This window comes from Glaciimonas sp. CA11.2, assembly GCF_034314045.1.
Taxonomy (GTDB): Bacteria; Pseudomonadota; Gammaproteobacteria; order Burkholderiales; family Burkholderiaceae_D; genus Glaciimonas.
In genome coordinates, this window is record NZ_JAVIWL010000001.1 from 1,895,834 (window position 1) to 1,912,895 (window position 17,062).

A 17,062-nucleotide genomic window follows, 5' to 3' on the forward strand; every position below is an offset into this window, starting at 1 on the left:
ATGTTTTTTTCGCTCTCCTTAAAGTCAGCCATTAATAGCGGCGTTGATTGGTTGGTCACCCATTACGGCGATCATTTTCATGCAATCAGCGATGCGGTATTGACGTGGGTGCTGGTTCCGCTGGAAACCGCCTTACGCGCAGCGCCGCCGTGGTTGATCCTTCTGGCAATGGGATTGATGGCGTGGCACGCAACCCAACGTATTGTGATCAGTCTGTTGCTGGTGGCTTTGTTGTACCTGATTGGCGCGTTTGGTTTGTGGGATAAATTGATGCAAACACTGGCGCTGATGTTGGTATCAACGTTGATAACGTTATTGATGGGCATTCCGCTTGGGATATTGATGTCGCGCAGCACGTGGTTGCGTAAGGTATTATTGCCAGCGCTGGATGTGATGCAAACTTTGCCGACCTTTGTTTATCTGATTCCGGTATTGATGCTTTTCGGCTTGGGCAAAGTCCCTGCGATTTTTGCAACGGTGGTGTATGCGTTGCCGCCCTTGATTCGATTGACCGATCTTGGTATCCGTCAGGTCGACACCGATCTGACTGAAGCGGCCTGGTCTTTCGGGACCAGCAAATGGCAATTGCTGATCGGTGTGCAATTGCCGTTGGCCCGACCCAGCATCATGGCCGGAATTAATCAGTCCACCATGATGGCGCTTGGGATGGTGGTGATTGCGTCCATGATCGGCGCGCGCGGGCTTGGCGAAGACGTTTTACAGGGCATTCAGACGCTCGATACCGGCACCGGTTTGCAAGCGGGTATAGCAATTGTGATTCTGGCTATTGTGATTGATCGCATCAGCCAAGGTTATGGCCTGACGCGCCGCCAGCGTATTGCGCTTAAACAACCGCAGACCAAAGAGCAAACGCTGAAATGATCAAAATCGAAGCACGCCAAATCGTTAAAATCTTCGGTCCTCACGAACAAGAAGCGCTGAAGCAATTGCGCAATGGCAAAACCAAAGCCGACATTTTGCAGCAGCACAATTGTAATGTCGGTCTTGATCACGTCAGCTTACAAATCGCAGCAGGACAAATTTTTGTCATCATGGGATTGTCAGGTTCAGGAAAATCGACGCTGGTGCGCCACTTCAATCGCCTTATCGATCCGACGGCTGGTGAAATCTTCATCGATGGTCAAAATATCTTGACGCTGGATGCCGCAGGGCTGCGTGACTTGCGCCGCCGCCGAATTAGTATGGTGTTCCAGAATTTTGGTTTGTTGCCACATCAAACCGTGTTGGAGAATACGGCATATGGATTGCTGGTACGCGGCGACAACCGTGCTGAAAGTCTGGTTATCGCACGTGACTGGATTGAGCGGGTTGGGCTGACTGGGTATGAGGGCAATTACCCCGATGCCCTTTCCGGCGGCATGCGCCAGCGCGTCGGTTTAGCGCGTGCCTTGGCAATGGATACCGATATTGTGTTAATGGACGAAGCTTTTAGTGCACTCGATCCGCTGATTCGTAGCGAAATGCAAACGCAATTGCTGGACTTGCAGGCGACGTTGCAAAAGACAATTGTGTTCATCACGCATGATCTTGACGAAGCGTTGCGGATTGGAACCCGCATCGCCATTTTACGTGATGGAAAATTGGTGCAAGAAGGTACGCCAACCGATATTTTGCAAAATCCGGTAGACGATTATGTGCGACGCTTTGTGGAAAAGCGGGAGGTGGTATAGATGAGAAGTATTGTGCGATGTCATGCACAATATTGCTCAACAATTGCCTTATTTTCGTTTGGTCGGCGTAAACACTCTGCCATGGATCGCTGAAAGAATGGCTTCGATGGCCGGATGCTTGATTTTACGTTCATTCGATACGGCGTAAAACTGCTCATGGACCTGATCCAGCTTACCAATTTGTTCTGCGCCAAATTGTTCCTGAACGTCTGCTGCAAGCGCGGATGGTGCAGGAAATAATCCCAATCCGCTCCGTCCAAACGTATTCAACAACGCATTGTCATCGAATTCTCCGACCACGTCCGGGCGCAGATTGCGGGTTTCAAACCAGTGGTCGATGCGGCCGCGAATCAGATTGTTGCGCGTAGGTAGCAGAAGCGGTGCGCCGTTGAGGCTGGTCGGAAATTGGTCGCGATAGCGCTTTGCCAGTTCCGGCGTGCCAAATAACGCAATGTCGCTTTCACCCAGCAAATGGCTAAATACACGCAACGTGGTGCCGGATGGTACAGGACGGTCGGTCAGTACAACGTCGAGTTTATGTACCGTTAAGTCGCCTAGAAGTGACTCGAATTTATCTTCGTAACAGATTAGTTTGACCCGCTCTGGTAGTCTCAATGCGGCTTCCAGCAAGCGCGATGCGATCAGCTTCGGTAATGAGTCAGAGATGCCAACGGATAGCCGCAACATGCGGTCCTCGCTCGTGGCGGCAAGTGCCTCTTGCATTTGTTCGCCCAAGAGAAAAATCTGATCGGCATAACCTAATGCCATCCGTCCGGCCTCGGTCAGCACCAGTCGGCGTCCCTGTGGGGCCAGTAACGCCTTACCGATTGATTGCTCGAGCAGAGAGAGTTGCATGCTGATTGTCTGCACTGCTACGCCGAGCCGATCGGCTGCACCGGTGACGCTGCCTTCCTTGGCAACGACCCAGAAATAGTGGAGATGTCGAAAGTTTAATCCTGTTGATTTCATTGTTCTGTTTTTCCGAAGTAATACTTCAATTATCTTCGCTTTTTAAATGATTAGGGCAACGTTATGATGATTTTTCCTAAAACGAATTGGAGTCATTATGAAACCGACGATCGTTGCAAAAGGGGTAAAACTCAGCGCCAGATTACGCGAGTATGTCATTCATCGTCTTCGCATGACGCTCGACCGCGCGCACTACAGTATTCAGACTTTGAAAGTCCGTATTACGGATCAAAACGGTCCGAAGGGCGGAATGGACAAGCACTGCCAGATTCATTTAACCATGCCAGGGTTGCCTACGATTGTGGTGATCGAAAAAGGTAACGATATTGCCGCTATGGTGGATCAGGCTGCGCAGCGCGCCGCACAGGCAATTGACCGTTTGTTGTCCCGGGCAAAATCGATCCATCACAAGAAATTTGCTGCAACCGTCGCGACTGTTGCGGCCATGGTGACCGCCGACATTGCTTTGCCAGTAACAGAGCCGACGCTCATTTAATTTATTTTATTTTCACGAAAGGATCATGCATGAATAACCGTTACAACACACTCAGAAATAGCGCCTCCAGGTATTCGACGACCACGGTCCTGGATGGCGCGGCGCGGCAGGTTTTGCGCAACACCTATCTACTACTATCGCTTTGTCTTGGCTTTAGCGCAATCACGGCTGGCGTCACAGCTGCACTGCGTTTGCCGGGGCCGGGCATTCTGATCACGATCGCTGGATACTTTGGTCTGCTGTATTTGGTGACCAAAAATCGGGACCGTGGTTTGGGTGTGGCGATGGTGTTCGCTCTGACCGGCTTTATGGGCTATACGCTCGGTCCGATTATTAGTCATTACTTAAAGATGCCAAACGGCACTATGACGGTGATGATGGCGCTGGGTGGTACTGCGGCGATTTTTCTGGGTATGTCGGCTTACGCGTTGTTCACCAAGCGTGATCTGTCGTTTATGCGCGGGATGTTGACGGTGGGTATTCTGGTGGCTTTTGTTGCCGCACTGGCAGGAATTTTTCTCCAGATACCGGCGTTATCGCTGACGGTATCCGCGGTCTTCGTGTTGCTGATGTCAGGAATGATTCTTTATGAAACTAATAATATTGTAAGAGGTGGAGAAACCAATTACGTGATGGCGACGGTCAGTCTGTTCGTGTCAATTTTTAATCTTTTCACCAGTTTGTTGCAGCTATTGGGATTCGCTAACAAGGAATAAATAAGTACGCTGCCCAGGTGCGCTACCTACGCAAAATGACGACGCATCGCACCTTTGTATGTGGCTTGTGTATTTGATTTCTACTTCGCATATTTTTGTTAAACATCATCACTTCACGATCCTCGCTGAGGTTATTTCAGTGAGGGTTTTTATAGTCAACCATTGGAGGTTTCCATGTATTGCCCTGTATGTAAAGAGAAAGAGCTCGTTATGAGTGAGCGTCAAAATATCGAGATCGATTATTGCCCAAGTTGCCGCGGTGTCTGGCTTGATCGTGGTGAGCTCGATAAAATCATTGAGCAATCGATGCTTGAAATAACACCGGTTATCGAGCCGCCGATCAGATCTACGCGGCAGCAACCGAACTATCGCTCGGAACATCATGAGAAAGATTCTTCATCGTACGATAATCGCCATCGCCCCAAAAAGAAAGAGAGCTTCTGGCAAGAATTGTTCGATTGAGATGCCGTTGTTTTCGGCAGAAAAGGGTTTAAGAGGGCGCAAAACAGAGGATAAAAACATCCTGGTTTTGCGCCTTTTTCTTGCCTAAATTAATGTTACAGGTGTTTAGATGCAAGTCAGGATCGTTTTTCTTTGAGTCTATTTTGTCCTCAAAATTTTTCTATCCAATTGGTATTGAACAGGCGTTGAACGTTGCGTTAAGGATGCCAGCACACAGTTTGTGCGGTCCCACCATTGTCGAAGGCGGTTTGCTGATTTGCCTGGTCAACGGATAATGTTGCACAGCTGGTATCTTGAACCTGAGTCCCAATCGCGGTGGCCGTGAGCGTAAAGGCCGTTGCGGTCTGGATCGGAAGCGTAATCGTGTAGTAGGCCTGTGGCGACGCCAGAGGAAAGGCCGGGAGCGAAGCGCACGCCTGATTGTATGTAAAATTCTGGGCGTAACACCGTTCCAGTATGACCTGATTCTGGGATAGCGCGTTTAACGCATCGGCGCGATGTGATTTCAGCACGTAAGACGTATAACTTGGGTACGCAAAAGCGGCAAGAATCCCGATAATCGCGACCACGACCATGAGTTCGACAAGGGTAAAAGCCCGTTGCAGTTGCCTCGACAAATGAAATGGAGTTGTGTGCATACGCATAGTGCGCGCCTTTTATTGAAGTTGCCACCACGTCAAGCGTCGTGGTGTGTTGTTCGGATCACGAATAGACTTCTGCTGTCCTCCGGATTGGGTAATCAATTTGATGATTTGATTTTTTGAATTCGGACCGATTGGGATTGGGGTGCTGGAATAGCCCGTACCAAGCGGAAGACCGACGGCATTTGAATCAAGCGCATTAATAACGCCATCGCCGTTTGTATCTAGTTGTGGTTGTGAAAAGGCACCGCCGGTCTTAAAATTTAATTCCAGGAACGTGGCGGTAAACCCCGCATTGCAGGTATTCGCCGCCGGTGGCGTATTCAAGGTCGTTATAAATGCCCCATCAAGCAACCCCGGAGCCGTGACCACGCGTTGCCCGGCCACCAGCAAGTCGTCATACCAGCCTAACTTTTTAGTCCAGTCAATCGGCGTGCTGGTATCAAACAACAAACCTCCCGCGCCCACTGTCAGTGTTTGCACTTGCAGATTACTGCGGGGGGGGACGGTGGTATTTCCCGGTTTGTCCCAAATGGCATAAATGGTCTGTTTTAACTGATCGCTCAAATCTGCGACGGTCAGCAATTGGCCAGTGCCAAACAAGATGAATTGACCTTGCAGGCGCGGATAATTCGGATGGAGTGTGACGACGGGTGCGACAGTGATCGGTTGAATATTGCCGCTCGCATCGCGTGCCTGAAACAACAACCGTACTTGCCATTTCGATGGGGTAGCATTGGATACATCAATTGCCCAAAGATTGCCTTGTAAATCGCCGGCATAGACTTGCGTGACAGGCTGAGATTGCAGACCATCTGCATTTCCTACCGAGACGGTCGACAAGCCTTGCGCAAGCATGCTATTGCACGCCCCCGACACGGCAGCGCATAAATCTATTTTGGCAATAGTCTGTCCGGTACTTGGGTTGATCGCGTAGAGAACGGCCTTGTTGTTGGGGCTGTTATAGCCGTTACCGAAGAAAACCGCAAAATTCGGTGTAGCCGTAATCGGCGCAATTTGAGGCTCACTGTAGCTGAGGCCCATGTCGGCATCGGTAAATTCCCACAATACCTTGGCTGCTAGTGCTGCTTCGGTCGTCAAACTTTGCGGATTGGTTATATCGAGAGCATAGATGCTTTTTCCACCGCCGCCTTCGCCACCGACCAAAATGGTATGCCAGGTTGTATCGGGAAATTGGACATCGCCAGATTGTGGCGATCCGTCTACAAAGAAGAGATGGTTTTGATTGTAAATAGGGATCGTTAATGCTTGCAGATTGGGAAGGACAGCGTTCGGTATAAAAGCAAATTTTTCCGCACCAGTGGTTGCATCGAAGGCGTGCAGCATACCGTCATTTGCGCCGGCGTAAAGCATAGGTTGCCGTGCGGCCTGAGCCTTCTGAAACGCGAGATAACTAGTCGTCAAATACGCGGCGTTGGGTGTGCCGACATATAGTGGCTGACTATCGACGATATCTCCAAGAATATGTGACCGATTGCGGAAAGTGCCGCCGTTGCGCTTTTCCAGAGCCGTATTGCCGCGGATGTACTGGAGACGACTCTGTCCAAGATTATCGTTAGGTTGCATCAAAAGCTGTTGGGCCGGACTTAGGTTTACCCATTGATAGGGCACGCCATTGCCGCCTGAGTTAAGAGCTGGGTTGGTGGTGGCGACGACGCGCCCGGTCGACCATCCAGTTCCAATAACTTGCGTATCCAATAAAGATTGTGTAGTCGCCCCGCCCCATGGCGAAATGGTGGTTGGGATGCCATTTTTGTCGAGCGCCGTTGGGATGATACTGCCGGTCCAATCCTGATAGGGCGTGTCGTTTGGATTAAAACTGGCTTGATACTCGACCACGGTCCCATTCTGGAGAGACGGTGAATTGACGGCGGCGGCGGTCGTTGACTGGGTTCCTTTTTGAACCGAAACTAAAATAGTATTGAGATCGTTGACAAGATCACCTGGGCTGCTGGCGGGATAATAGTTAGCCGTTCCACCAGCGATTGCCATTGCTTGCAATGTGGCCGCGGCTTGCGGATTTACCGCGGGATCTACTCCGGCCCCTAAACCAATGACGTAAGTGCTGATACCAGCCGCATTCATGTTGGTAAGATTGGTAATCGTATCAATCAGCGCCTGGTCATTGCCCGGATTGGCGGTATTGAGGGAGCCATCCGAATTGAAATTGGCGGTCACGCCATAACCGACGGCTGCTGCACTACCTAATGGAGGCCAATATCTGCCGGCCAGATCCTGAGTTGGTAACCCGTCAGAAATGAGCACGACATATTGTTTGGGGATACAAGCAATGGTTGATCCTGCTACGCTCGCCAGATAACTTTGCGCCTTTGCCAATAATCCGGCGGTTGGTGCCTGACCAGCCACTGCCTTGATCTCAGCGGTGTTAGTGTTGTTGGTTTCGGGCGCTAAATAAGGTAAAAAAGCACTTACCGCAGCGGTCACTGTGGTGGTGGTCGGGGCTGCTCCCGCGGAAGTCATTGGAACAACAACATTTCCCGAGGTGGCGGATTGGCCTCCACCGTAGCCAAATCCACGCTGCACATACATGACCTGTCGTGAAAACGGTACGTATCCGGCGTTAGTGGGGCCGGTTGACTGATTGGCAGAAGGGGCGCTAAATTGGTAGGAAACATTAATCGACCCGCTGTTGTAATTACCTAATGAGTAATTTGGCGGAAATGGCGTGCTGGGGCTAATATTTCCATAGTTAATGTAGACGCTGGCCTGCGATCCGGCATAGAGAACATCATTGATGGTTGCGTCGTCGCTGGATGCGCCAATTTGCATATACTGCGAGTTTGCTACCGCCGAGGCAGAGTACAAACTGGAACCTATAATCGAAGCGCAATTATTTTGTACCGTCGCGCTTGCGGATGGGTAACCAAAACATGGATTGGTAACATAACGGTTGCCGCTTACCTGAGTATTGGTAAAGGTGAAACCGCTCGTTGCGGGAGACATGTAATACACCCACGTTGTATAAATCCTTGTGTTGTTTGTACTGTAGTTAAGGAGCGCAAAGTCGGTATTTTGCATGTAGGCCTGGATAATCGCCTGGATGCCGCCTTTGGCTACGTTCAGCCGACTGGCCCCGTTATCGGCCAGATTGCCGTTCTGACTGACCGTGTAAGGCGCATTGCCTGCCAGGTCGGCTGCCTGTATTGGTGGCGTGAAACCGGCAGGTACAAAATAGGTTACCGGGGAGCTGGAATTTTTTAGGCTGGCTAATCCGCTCGGCACACTACCAGACCCGATCATGATCGCGCCGCTTAGCGTCCCATCCATCGATTCTGAGTTACCCAGCGCAATTAAGACCTGCGGATGCGCTGGTGTGGATACGGTCAACGGTACCTGAGAAATCGCGAGCGTCACGCTAGGCTGGGCGTTTGCAGGAGGAATCGTTGTTGACGAAGCTAGCAAGACTGCCGCCGCCATTACGGCAGCAATGGCAGGCAGGTATTTCAAGCGCATCCTCGATTTTTGTTGTTGCTGCATACGTCGATCCTCTCATTTCTTCCGCGCTACTGTAAGTGATGCGAAGTGGCGGCTGACTTGTTACTTAATTAATCTTGCGCGCATATAGCGCTACTGTTGAATTTGTACCGTTGCCTGCAGCAATACCGGTGCGCCGCCACTGGCCCCAACTGCCCGCGCCGTGACGCGAAAGACGCGCGTGACTTTTTTCATGTTTTGACCCGGCAATACGACTGAGGGCAGAAGCTCAATAAAGTAGGCAGCGGCGGTGTTGGAGTTTCCCTGAAAGCTTGAAATCACCGCCGCACCACTCCAAAGAATGGTGGTCCACAATGGCGGATTGGCTGGGTTAAACAAATACAAGCCGTTGCCATTAGATTGAAAATTTCCTACCGGATAAGCACCCGCGAGGAGATTACTTTGGGCTTGATTCAGTGCCGCTTCAGCGGTTTGAAAGGCGATTTGCACATCGGCACTGTTGGTGGCGATGCGGGTTTGGGTACTATTTAACGCCACCAATCCGAGGGCGAGAATGGTCAACATTAACACTAGCATAACCGTGATCAGCAATACTGCCCCGCGTTGCGCGCGTGCTTTTTGTCCGCGAAAAGCACGTGCGCTAAAAGGTGGAACACTAAAAGAGCGTGAGGGAGTTTTCATGCCGCATTCCTCAGGTTGATCGTCATTTCATAGACGTGCCGTAAACGGCCATCGGCGGGCACCGTAACAGTGGTATTCAAGACGGTAAATTGGCGGGAGCTCGCATTTGATGTGGTCCCCGAACCAACTTGGCCCTGTATCAGAAACCCCAGGCGCACCGAATAGACTTGTGTCCAGTCTGTTACTGCATTGGCAGAAACATACTGGGTCAGGATGTTATTTGTGCCGATCCCATATAAAACCTGCATCGCTTCAACCCCCGGCACCAATGGCAGATCGGTCCAGACGCCATTGTTATAAGTCGATCGCATTAGCGCACTTTGATCGCCGCCGACACCTTGCGCTACATAAAAGGCAGTTTGTTGCAGGGGCACAAATAGCGCACCGGTTTGATAGTTGACCGCGAATACGCTAGTACTATTTGTACCAATCGCACCTCCAGTAGCCGCATGGGTAATGGTATTTCCGGCAATAGCGGTGATTTGAAAAATACTTGATTTCAGGCAATCAGAGACGATTCCGAGCTGACCAACTGCCAGACCTGTTGTATTCTGCAAGGTCATCGTTGCCGCACCTAACGGAATAACGGTCACCCCTACCGGCGGGGTATTCGGCATTGCACCCAGCAAAATCAGCACGTCACTGCCCGCCTGGACTTTGCCCGTCAGCGTCGCGTCTAGCGTCGGACTCCAATCGGTGGCGATCACATCATTCGCACTATTATCTTGCACGATAGTCAAGGTAGCGCCGCTGCCAGCATAGCCAAACAGCGCATTGATCGATGTTCCCAGCGTACCCAAAGGCGGCGGGCCACCGGCGTTAAGGTTGGACAAAGATTGCGTCAATGATGAACAACCATTAAAGCCTGCAGCGCGTATGACCGGCGTGACTAGTCCCGCAATAGCATTCTCTGCATTTTGGATGCTCGCTTGCGAATTCGTGGATTTGTAAATCTGCGTTTCCGCGAGATAAACGCTGATGATCGCGCCTACTAAAAATAGCCCAAGCGTGATGGCGATCATGAGCTCAATTAATGAAAACCCGCGGACGTTTTTATTTATCGGCTTCAAAGCGGGCCTCATAAGAGTGTCTGCACGGTAAATTGCGCCAGATTGGCGCTGGTCCCTTGAGTCTGCGTGGACGCCCCTAGTTTGCTTTGCGCTGGGGAGTCATCCCATTGCACCGTCACGGTAACCAGCGTGTTGTTACTGGTTGCTACGGCAGCGGTAACGACAGAGCCACGTCCGTTTGGTAATTGCGCGATATCCTTAGCAAGCCAGTACCATACGTCGTAGGCGGCTAACTGAGCCACGCTACAGGCCACAACGCTGCAATCGGGAGGGATCGTCGCCGGAGCGGCGGGAAGGACTGCGCCGGTCAGTAAATTATTGACGTTATAACTACCGCTAACGGCAGCAGGACTGTTAGCGCGGACGCGGTCGATGATGTCATAGGCTGATTGGACGGCCTGTTGTTTGAGATAACTCGCGCTATTCGCTTTGTGCGCTACCAACAACATTCCGGCAATACCGATCATGCCAAAAGCAAGTACAACAAGTGCAATCAGGACTTCCAGCAAGGCAAATCCGGTGCGGCGGTCGATGGTTCTTTTTTGACTCATGGCATTCCACCTTTTGCGCTTACTTTATGCTCACCGTTTGTGCTCATTTTTTACGATCATTTTTTTTGAATACAATCATTCGCTAAGGACAAACCAACGCGCCACCCCATACAGCGGTACCCGGCGTAGGCCCTTGCTGAATTGACCCCGTGACAATAACCTGAAGCGATCGTGCATAGGCCGCACCGCGGGTATCGCAAATTTTGAAATTGGATTGCGTGGTAGCAAGGCCGCGAGGGTCGAAGGTGATCGCAGTGGCCGTTACGCCACCAAAAGCCACCGCCGATAGCAACGGATCATTTGGTCCTGCACGATAGCTTTGCAAAAGCGTACCGATGCCCGCAGTGGGAACTGTTTTAACAATCCAACCGGTATTCCAGTTAGCGCCGCAAGTGACAGAACCGGTTGCGCCGACGGGGCAAACCTGCGTAGTGCCATTTTGCGTCAGCGCGCTAGCGCGGGCGTAATTCAGCGCGCTCATAAATGCATTTGCTTGCCCAGTCTGGCGATTATTGAGTAGCAACGTATTGAATGATGGCAGAGCAAGCGAAACTAAAATTGCGGCAATGGCAATCGTGATCAATAGTTCAATCAACGTGAACGCAGCAAAGCTTGAACGCTTGATCACTGAATTTTTCATCAAAGGTCGTTTAACTGAGACGTTAAATAGCCGCCATGTTGATAGGACATTACGGACGATATAAAAAAGATGCAGATAAAACGTGCATCGTCGCTAAACAGGCAAACGCACAATATAGAGGGAAGCGTGAATAAGTTATCTTGATGCAAGTCTGATGTCGCAACTTCAGGAAAAGAATACGTGCAAACCTTGTTTAAACAAAACTTTTTAGACGGACGGCAATTTTTTCCGGATCAGCGGTATTGGTCTCTGCAACGGAATATAAAATAAGGCAAATAAAATGGGATGTTGCGCTGTTTCAACTATTTTTCTGTGCTCAATCAGCGCTGTTTTCAGCGCTGTTTTTTGAACAAACATCGACGTTAGTTCGAGCGGCACTAAGGCTTTTATTTAATACACATCGCGCCGATAGCGCCCTTTGGCGATCAAGTCATCCAGCGCCGCTTCGCCGAGAATGTCGGTGAGTACGCTGTCAATCCCTGCGGCCATTCCATCCAGACTTCCGCAAACGTAAATAACCGCTCCGTCCTGGAGCCATTTGCGCAATTTATCCGCCGCCATACGCAAACGATCCTGAACATAAATTTTTTCTGGTTGATCTCTCGAAAAGGCGAAATCTGCGCCAGAGAGGACGCCGTCAGTCAACCATTGCTGAATTTCATCGCGATACAAGAAATCGTGCGCCAGATTGCGTTCACCGAATAACAACCAATTTGTGTGCTGGCCGGCGTGCGCCCGCGCACGCAAATGACCGCGCAAACCAGCGATACCGGAACCGTTACCGATGAATATGGACGGTGCGTCAGCAGCAATCAACTCGAAGGCAGGATTCGGCAACAAACGCATCTCTACTTCAGAACCCAGCGGAAGGTGTGCGGTAAGCCAACCGGATGCCAGACCAACACCATCTTCATGCATAACCTGACGCACTAATAAGTGGACGCTGCCATCGTTTGGAATTGAGGCGATGGAATAGCGACGCGTGCCGAGCGGTTGTAATTGATCGGCTAATTGTTGCGCGGTGACCGCCAGCATTTCGTTGTTGTGATGCGGCAATATACTCCGAGACAATATTTCACCGAGTGTGATTTCTTCGCCGTTATGGGTGATGATTGTCGCCGCTTTCAGCGCCAGTTGTTGGAGAAAAAAATCGACGCGCGCAATCGAATGGCGTGGTCTGACTTCAACCAATGCGCCAGAAATCCAATGCGTTTGGATTGCGTTCGGCAGGGAAAATTCCAGATGGAAAATAGGGTCGCCCTGACTGCCTGGATTGGATTGTCGGCGCGCATTCAGTCGCCATGATTGGTAAGCACCTGGTGAACGTTGGTCGTCAGATTCCGTAGTTACCGAAATGGCTATTGTCGTGCCTGCAACTTCGCTTAAAGAATGCTGCCAACGGGATAATGCAGCGCTATCGCCGTTATCGACTTCTATCATCGGAAAAAATGCTTGCGCGCCCTGATTTTGTAGCCAGTGATCCAAAGTATGGCCGAAACCACAAAACTGTGGATAAGCGCTGTCGCCCAATGCCAAAATGCCGTAGCGCAGATCTGGTAAAGAATGCCGTGAGGATGGCGATAATGGGGATAATTGTCGGGCAAAGCGTCGTGCGCTATCCGGTGGATCGCCCTCGCCAAAACTACTGGCAACCAATAGCACGCGATGGAAATGGCGTAAACGCTCGGGGTCCAACGTCGCAAAAGACTGTATAGACACCGATACGCCAGCCGCCTGCAACGCGGCTGCACTGCGTAAGGCGATACTCTCGGCAAATCCGGACTGGCTTGCGAAGGCGATCAGGAGTGGTGGCAGTGGCGGTGTTGATACTACGTTATCGCGCGTGGAACCAGCAGGATCGATCTTGGGGCCAGTGACGTTTTCAAGTGCGGCACGTTCGGTGCGCACCATGCGCTTTTTACGCCGACGATCCAGATATAACATCCAGCCTGTGATGCCGAAGAGCGGCAGTCCGAGCCCTGCGAGCGTCATGATGATGCGGCCGGTTAGTCCGAAATAACTGCCCATATGAAGCGGGTACACGCTGCCAATCAAGCGCCCGCCAGCAGATTTGTCGACATAGCGCTCAATTTTAGAAACTTTACCCGTCTGTGGCTGAATCAGCATTTGATTGCGGGCCCTTTCATGCGGCGGGTTTGCGTCGAGGTAGAAAATTTGGATTGGCTTACCGGGTTGTTCTGGCAAGCGCAAACGGGCGTTACTGTAGCCGCCGGTTTTTGCCGTCTCTTCCAAAAACGCCTGCCATGTCAGTGTCAAATCCAGATGACTCGCGGAATCATTCGATGAAGCCGTTGCATCGTCCGGTTTTTGGCGTCGTCCAGAAGATTTATCACCGCGTCCGGCACCTGTTTTTTGCATCCCATCGGCTTGTTTAGATGGCATTTGTTTGGCACTTGGCGTGTCATTGGCCAGCCAATTTGCCCCATCTTTAAACCAGTCGAAGGCCCAATACAAACCGGTCAGGCTAAAGACTAGATACATCACTAGCGCCCAGGTGCCGACCACCGAGTGCAAGTTCCACAAAAACGCACGTCCTGTCATTGAAAAATTGATATTGGTCCAGTTGCGCCACGCCAGCGGACGCCGCGGCCAGCGGAGATATAGTCCGGACAGCGCCAGAAATAGCAGGCACAGCGCGACACTTCCTGCGACCACTTTACCGATGTCTCTAGGAAGAAGGAACCAGCGATGCAACCGTTCCACAAAGGAAAAAAATTCATCACCTTGCAATGCTGGAAGCAACGCGCCAGTGACCGGATTGACATACCGTAGTTCGCCACGTTTTGCGCCCGGCTCTGGCGCAAAATTGACCCGCGCCGCCATATGTGGGTCGGCGAAGACCGTCACCTGTGCGACAGGATGGGATGGTTGTGCGCTCTGTATCCGCAAGATCAACTGATCCGGCGTCAGTGGTGTGATCTTGTTAGAGGATAACGTCATCACTCCGGGGTTCAGAAGATCCAGCAACTCTTCCCTGAACGATAATATCGCACCCGAAAGGCCAACCAGCATGAGCAAAGTTCCGGCAATAATGCCGATGAACCAATGCACTTGAAATAAGATTTTCTTAACCATATCGGGGAATCAAAAGGGAAGAGTGGTGAGTGGCTGGCAGATTTTTCGACCGTTGTCGTTGCATTGCAGATTGCGTTTTTTATGCAGACAATTTTGCAACGCTACGTGTTTCATATCGGAAGGTCTATGCTCACCTTGTTATTTATTCGGGATTATTATGCGGCATTATAGCTTGGGATAGTAATCATTATCATTCGCATTAAATGAATATTTAGCGCGAGACCTGTTCGACCATTATGTAAGCTCCCCAAGTTTTAAGGCAGTTGTTACGGTCGTTTCGTTTAAAAAGATAAAGAAAGAGTAAAAGCAGATTTTAAAGTAACTGTACAAAAACACAGTTATTCTATGTTTCTCAGTATAATCAGGCAGCGTATCTTCTAGTTGGTTGGCGGTAGGATTGATTAAGCGTCAGTTCTCATTTGTTTATATTTTAGTGATTCACACCACCATGACGATCAAACCCGTAATAGCGGCGGACATTATCGACAATCTCACACGTTGCGGATGGGCTAATCTCAAGAATCCTCTTTACCTGCAGTATCACGATGAAGAGTGGGGTGTGCCTTGTCACGACGAAACGCGGTTATTCGAAATGCTCAATCTGGAAGGCGCGCAAGCGGGTCTCAGTTGGGAAACTGTTCTCAATAAACGTGAAAATTATCGGATTGCGTTCGACCATTGGGATGCCGAAAAAATCGCGCGCTATGATGCCGATAAGGTGGCGGAATTGATGGCGAATGCTGGCATTATCCGCAATCGTCTGAAAATCGCTGCGACAATTAATAACGCACAAGCCTATTTGCGTTTGCGCGATGAGTTAGGTGGATTGGATGCCTTTTTATGGGCTTACGTCGATGGCAAGCCAGTGCGGGGTAACTGGTTTAGTGGGAATCCCAGCCCTGCGAAAACACCACTTTCCGATCGCATTTCAAAAGACATGCTCAAACGCGGATTTAAATTTATTGGTTCGACCATCATTTACGCTTACCTGCAAGGCGTTGGTCTGGTTGACGATCACACAGGTGAATGCTTCCGCCATCATAGTGGGAAGAAGTCCAAGAAGAAGTGAGGGCTTACGTCAATCGCCCCAACTGCGTTGTGCTTTCCTAGCCACCTCGGCGGCCCCGTATTAGCGTACTGTCTTCGTTGGCAGGGTTGGTAAGCCCGTTGCTGAGATGGTTTTACGGCAGTCCTAAAAGGTAAAGGAGTGGCTGGAACAGAGCAGTTAAGTTTCGCCGAAAAGTAAAATCGGGAATGGTGTGTAACAGTGCAGACTTCACCTGAAAATCACCAACGTCACCTCGGGTCAATATCAGTTGAAGTCCGCATTCTTAAAAATTACGCAAGTTAGTTAGTGCACGCTATCGATCCTTAACCGGAAAACGCCTGAATCCCTGTTTGCGCCCGACCAAGAATCAATGCGTGCACGTCATGTGTTCCCTCGTAGGTATTGACCACTTCCAGATTCACCATATGACGAATCACGCCATACTCATCGGATATACCGTTGCCACCTAACATGTCGCGTGCAAGCCGTGCCACGTCCAGCGCCTTGCCGCACGAATTGCGTTTCATCATGGACGTAATTTCAACCGCAGCGGTTCCTTCATCCTTCATTCGGCCGAGTCGCAAGCAGCCTTGTAATCCCAGTGTGATGTCGGTTTGCATATTTGCTAGTTTGAGTTGCACCAACTGATTTGCCGCCAAAGGTCGTCCAAACTGTTGACGATCTAGCACGTATTGTCGCGCCCGATGCCAACAGTCTTCGGCGGCCCCGAGTGCGCCCCAGGCGATGCCGAACCGTGCAGAATCCAAACATGTGAAAGGCCCCTTTAGGCCCCTCACGCCCGGGAGCAAATTTTCTTCGGGTACAAACACCTGATCCATCACGATTTCGCCAGTGATTGATGTGCGTAGGCCGACTTTGCCGTGAATCACTGGCGTTGATAATCCCTTCCAGCCTTTTTCCAGTATGAAGCCGCGAATCACGTCATCCTCAGTTTTGGCCCACACCACAAAAACATCGGCAATCGGCGAGTTAGTGATCCACATTTTTGCGCCTGATAACTGATAGCCGCCGTCAACTTTTTTGGCACGTGTGACCATACTGCCCGGGTCAGAGCCATGATTTGGTTCAGTTAAACCGAAGCAGCCAATTGTTTTTCCACTTGCCAGCGAGGGTAAGTATTGTTGCTTTTGTGCTTCGGAGCCAAAAGCATTGATCGGCACCATTACAAGCGACGATTGCACACTCATCATCGAACGATAACCAGAATCAACGCGTTCGACTTCGCGTGCTATCAACCCATAAGCAACATAACCTAAGCCACCGCCACCGTATTCCGTCGGGATCGTCGCGCCTAGCAATCCTAGCTCGCCCATCTCGCGAAAGATACTCGGATCGGTTTCGCCATTGCGAAACGAAAGCAGAACGCGCGGCGCAAGCTTGTCTTGCGCATAAGCACGGACCGCGTCCCGTACCATGCGTTCGTCGTCACTTAGTTGCTGATCTAGCAATAACGGGTCAGACCAATTGAAAGCTGCTTTAGGTTGTGCCATGTAATTTTCCGGT

15 protein-coding genes are annotated in these 17,062 nt (G+C 50.6%); 6 read left to right on the forward strand and 9 right to left on the reverse strand.

Features of this window, described 5'->3' with window-relative positions; translation table 11 throughout:
* Positions 1 to 882 carry a proline/glycine betaine ABC transporter permease gene (locus RGU75_RS08110; protein ID WP_322234748.1) on the forward strand — a complete coding sequence of 294 codons (882 nt, stop codon included), beginning with the start codon at positions 1 to 3 and terminating at the stop codon, positions 880 to 882.
* Positions 879 to 1,691, forward strand: a complete 813-nt coding sequence (locus RGU75_RS08115; protein WP_322234749.1) for a betaine/proline/choline family ABC transporter ATP-binding protein — start codon at positions 879 to 881, stop codon at positions 1,689 to 1,691. Before RGU75_RS08110 ends, RGU75_RS08115 begins: the two co-directional genes overlap by 4 nt.
* Before the next feature lie 48 nt (positions 1,692 to 1,739).
* Here the strand turns inward: RGU75_RS08115 and nhaR are convergent, their stop codons facing one another.
* Positions 1,740 to 2,660 carry a transcriptional activator NhaR gene (nhaR, locus tag RGU75_RS08120; protein ID WP_322234750.1) on the reverse strand — a complete coding sequence of 307 codons (921 nt, stop codon included), beginning with the start codon at positions 2,658 to 2,660 and terminating at the stop codon, positions 1,740 to 1,742.
* Positions 2,661 to 2,757: 97 nt separating this feature from the next.
* Between nhaR and RGU75_RS08125 the strand changes: the two genes are divergently transcribed.
* The 3 genes from RGU75_RS08125 (at position 2,758) to RGU75_RS08135 (ending at position 4,334) form a co-directional block, all read left to right on the forward strand.
* Positions 2,758 to 3,156 carry an HPF/RaiA family ribosome-associated protein gene (locus RGU75_RS08125; protein ID WP_322234751.1) on the forward strand — a complete coding sequence of 133 codons (399 nt, stop codon included), beginning with the start codon at positions 2,758 to 2,760 and terminating at the stop codon, positions 3,154 to 3,156.
* Between the two features lie 29 nt (positions 3,157 to 3,185).
* Complete coding sequence (locus RGU75_RS08130; RefSeq protein ID WP_322234753.1) at positions 3,186 to 3,872, forward strand: Bax inhibitor-1/YccA family protein; 687 nt, start codon at positions 3,186 to 3,188, stop codon at positions 3,870 to 3,872.
* Positions 3,873 to 4,046: 174 nt separating this feature from the next.
* On the forward strand, positions 4,047 to 4,334 hold the full coding sequence (locus RGU75_RS08135; protein ID WP_322234755.1) for a zf-TFIIB domain-containing protein: 288 nt from the start codon (positions 4,047 to 4,049) through the stop codon (positions 4,332 to 4,334).
* A 197-nt stretch (positions 4,335 to 4,531) separates the two neighbouring features.
* On the opposite strand, the gene RGU75_RS08140 is transcribed toward RGU75_RS08135, so the two are convergent.
* The 7 genes from RGU75_RS08140 to RGU75_RS08170 form a co-directional block, all read right to left on the reverse strand.
* Positions 4,532 to 4,978 (reverse strand): type IV pilin protein, encoded by a 447-nt coding sequence (locus RGU75_RS08140; RefSeq protein WP_322234757.1) that lies wholly within the window; start codon positions 4,976 to 4,978, stop codon positions 4,532 to 4,534.
* Between the two features lie 12 nt (positions 4,979 to 4,990).
* Positions 4,991 to 8,494, reverse strand: a complete 3,504-nt coding sequence (locus tag RGU75_RS08145; protein WP_322234758.1) for a pilus assembly protein — start codon at positions 8,492 to 8,494, stop codon at positions 4,991 to 4,993.
* A gap of 90 nt (positions 8,495 to 8,584) precedes the next feature.
* A complete protein-coding gene (locus RGU75_RS08150; RefSeq protein ID WP_322234760.1) occupies positions 8,585 to 9,133 on the reverse strand; it encodes a pilus assembly PilX family protein in 549 nt (182 codons plus the stop codon).
* The gene (locus RGU75_RS08155; RefSeq protein ID WP_322234762.1) at positions 9,130 to 10,215 is read right to left on the reverse strand and encodes a PilW family protein; all 1,086 of its coding nucleotides are present in this window, start codon (positions 10,213 to 10,215) and stop codon (positions 9,130 to 9,132) included. Before RGU75_RS08155 ends, RGU75_RS08150 begins: the two co-directional genes overlap by 4 nt.
* The gene (gene pilV / locus RGU75_RS08160; RefSeq protein WP_322234764.1) at positions 10,212 to 10,754 is read right to left on the reverse strand and encodes a type IV pilus modification protein PilV; all 543 of its coding nucleotides are present in this window, start codon (positions 10,752 to 10,754) and stop codon (positions 10,212 to 10,214) included. The genes RGU75_RS08155 and pilV overlap by 4 nt, the downstream gene beginning before the upstream one ends.
* Before the next feature lie 82 nt (positions 10,755 to 10,836).
* Positions 10,837 to 11,394, reverse strand: a complete 558-nt coding sequence (locus RGU75_RS08165) for a GspH/FimT family pseudopilin (RefSeq protein ID WP_322234766.1) — start codon at positions 11,392 to 11,394, stop codon at positions 10,837 to 10,839.
* 390 nt (positions 11,395 to 11,784) lie between these two features.
* The gene (locus RGU75_RS08170) at positions 11,785 to 14,490 is read right to left on the reverse strand and encodes a sulfite reductase flavoprotein subunit alpha (RefSeq protein WP_322234768.1); all 2,706 of its coding nucleotides are present in this window, start codon (positions 14,488 to 14,490) and stop codon (positions 11,785 to 11,787) included.
* Between the two features lie 448 nt (positions 14,491 to 14,938).
* On the opposite strand from RGU75_RS08170, the gene RGU75_RS08175 reads away from it, so the two are divergent.
* Positions 14,939 to 15,559, forward strand: coding sequence for a DNA-3-methyladenine glycosylase I (locus RGU75_RS08175; protein WP_322234769.1), 621 nt, complete (start codon positions 14,939 to 14,941; stop codon positions 15,557 to 15,559).
* Between the two features lie 302 nt (positions 15,560 to 15,861).
* Here RGU75_RS08175 and RGU75_RS08180 read toward each other — a convergent pair whose 3' ends face one another.
* Positions 15,862 to 17,049 carry an acyl-CoA dehydrogenase gene (locus tag RGU75_RS08180; RefSeq protein ID WP_322234771.1) on the reverse strand — a complete coding sequence of 396 codons (1,188 nt, stop codon included), beginning with the start codon at positions 17,047 to 17,049 and terminating at the stop codon, positions 15,862 to 15,864.
* Positions 17,050 to 17,062 lie beyond the last annotated feature (13 nt).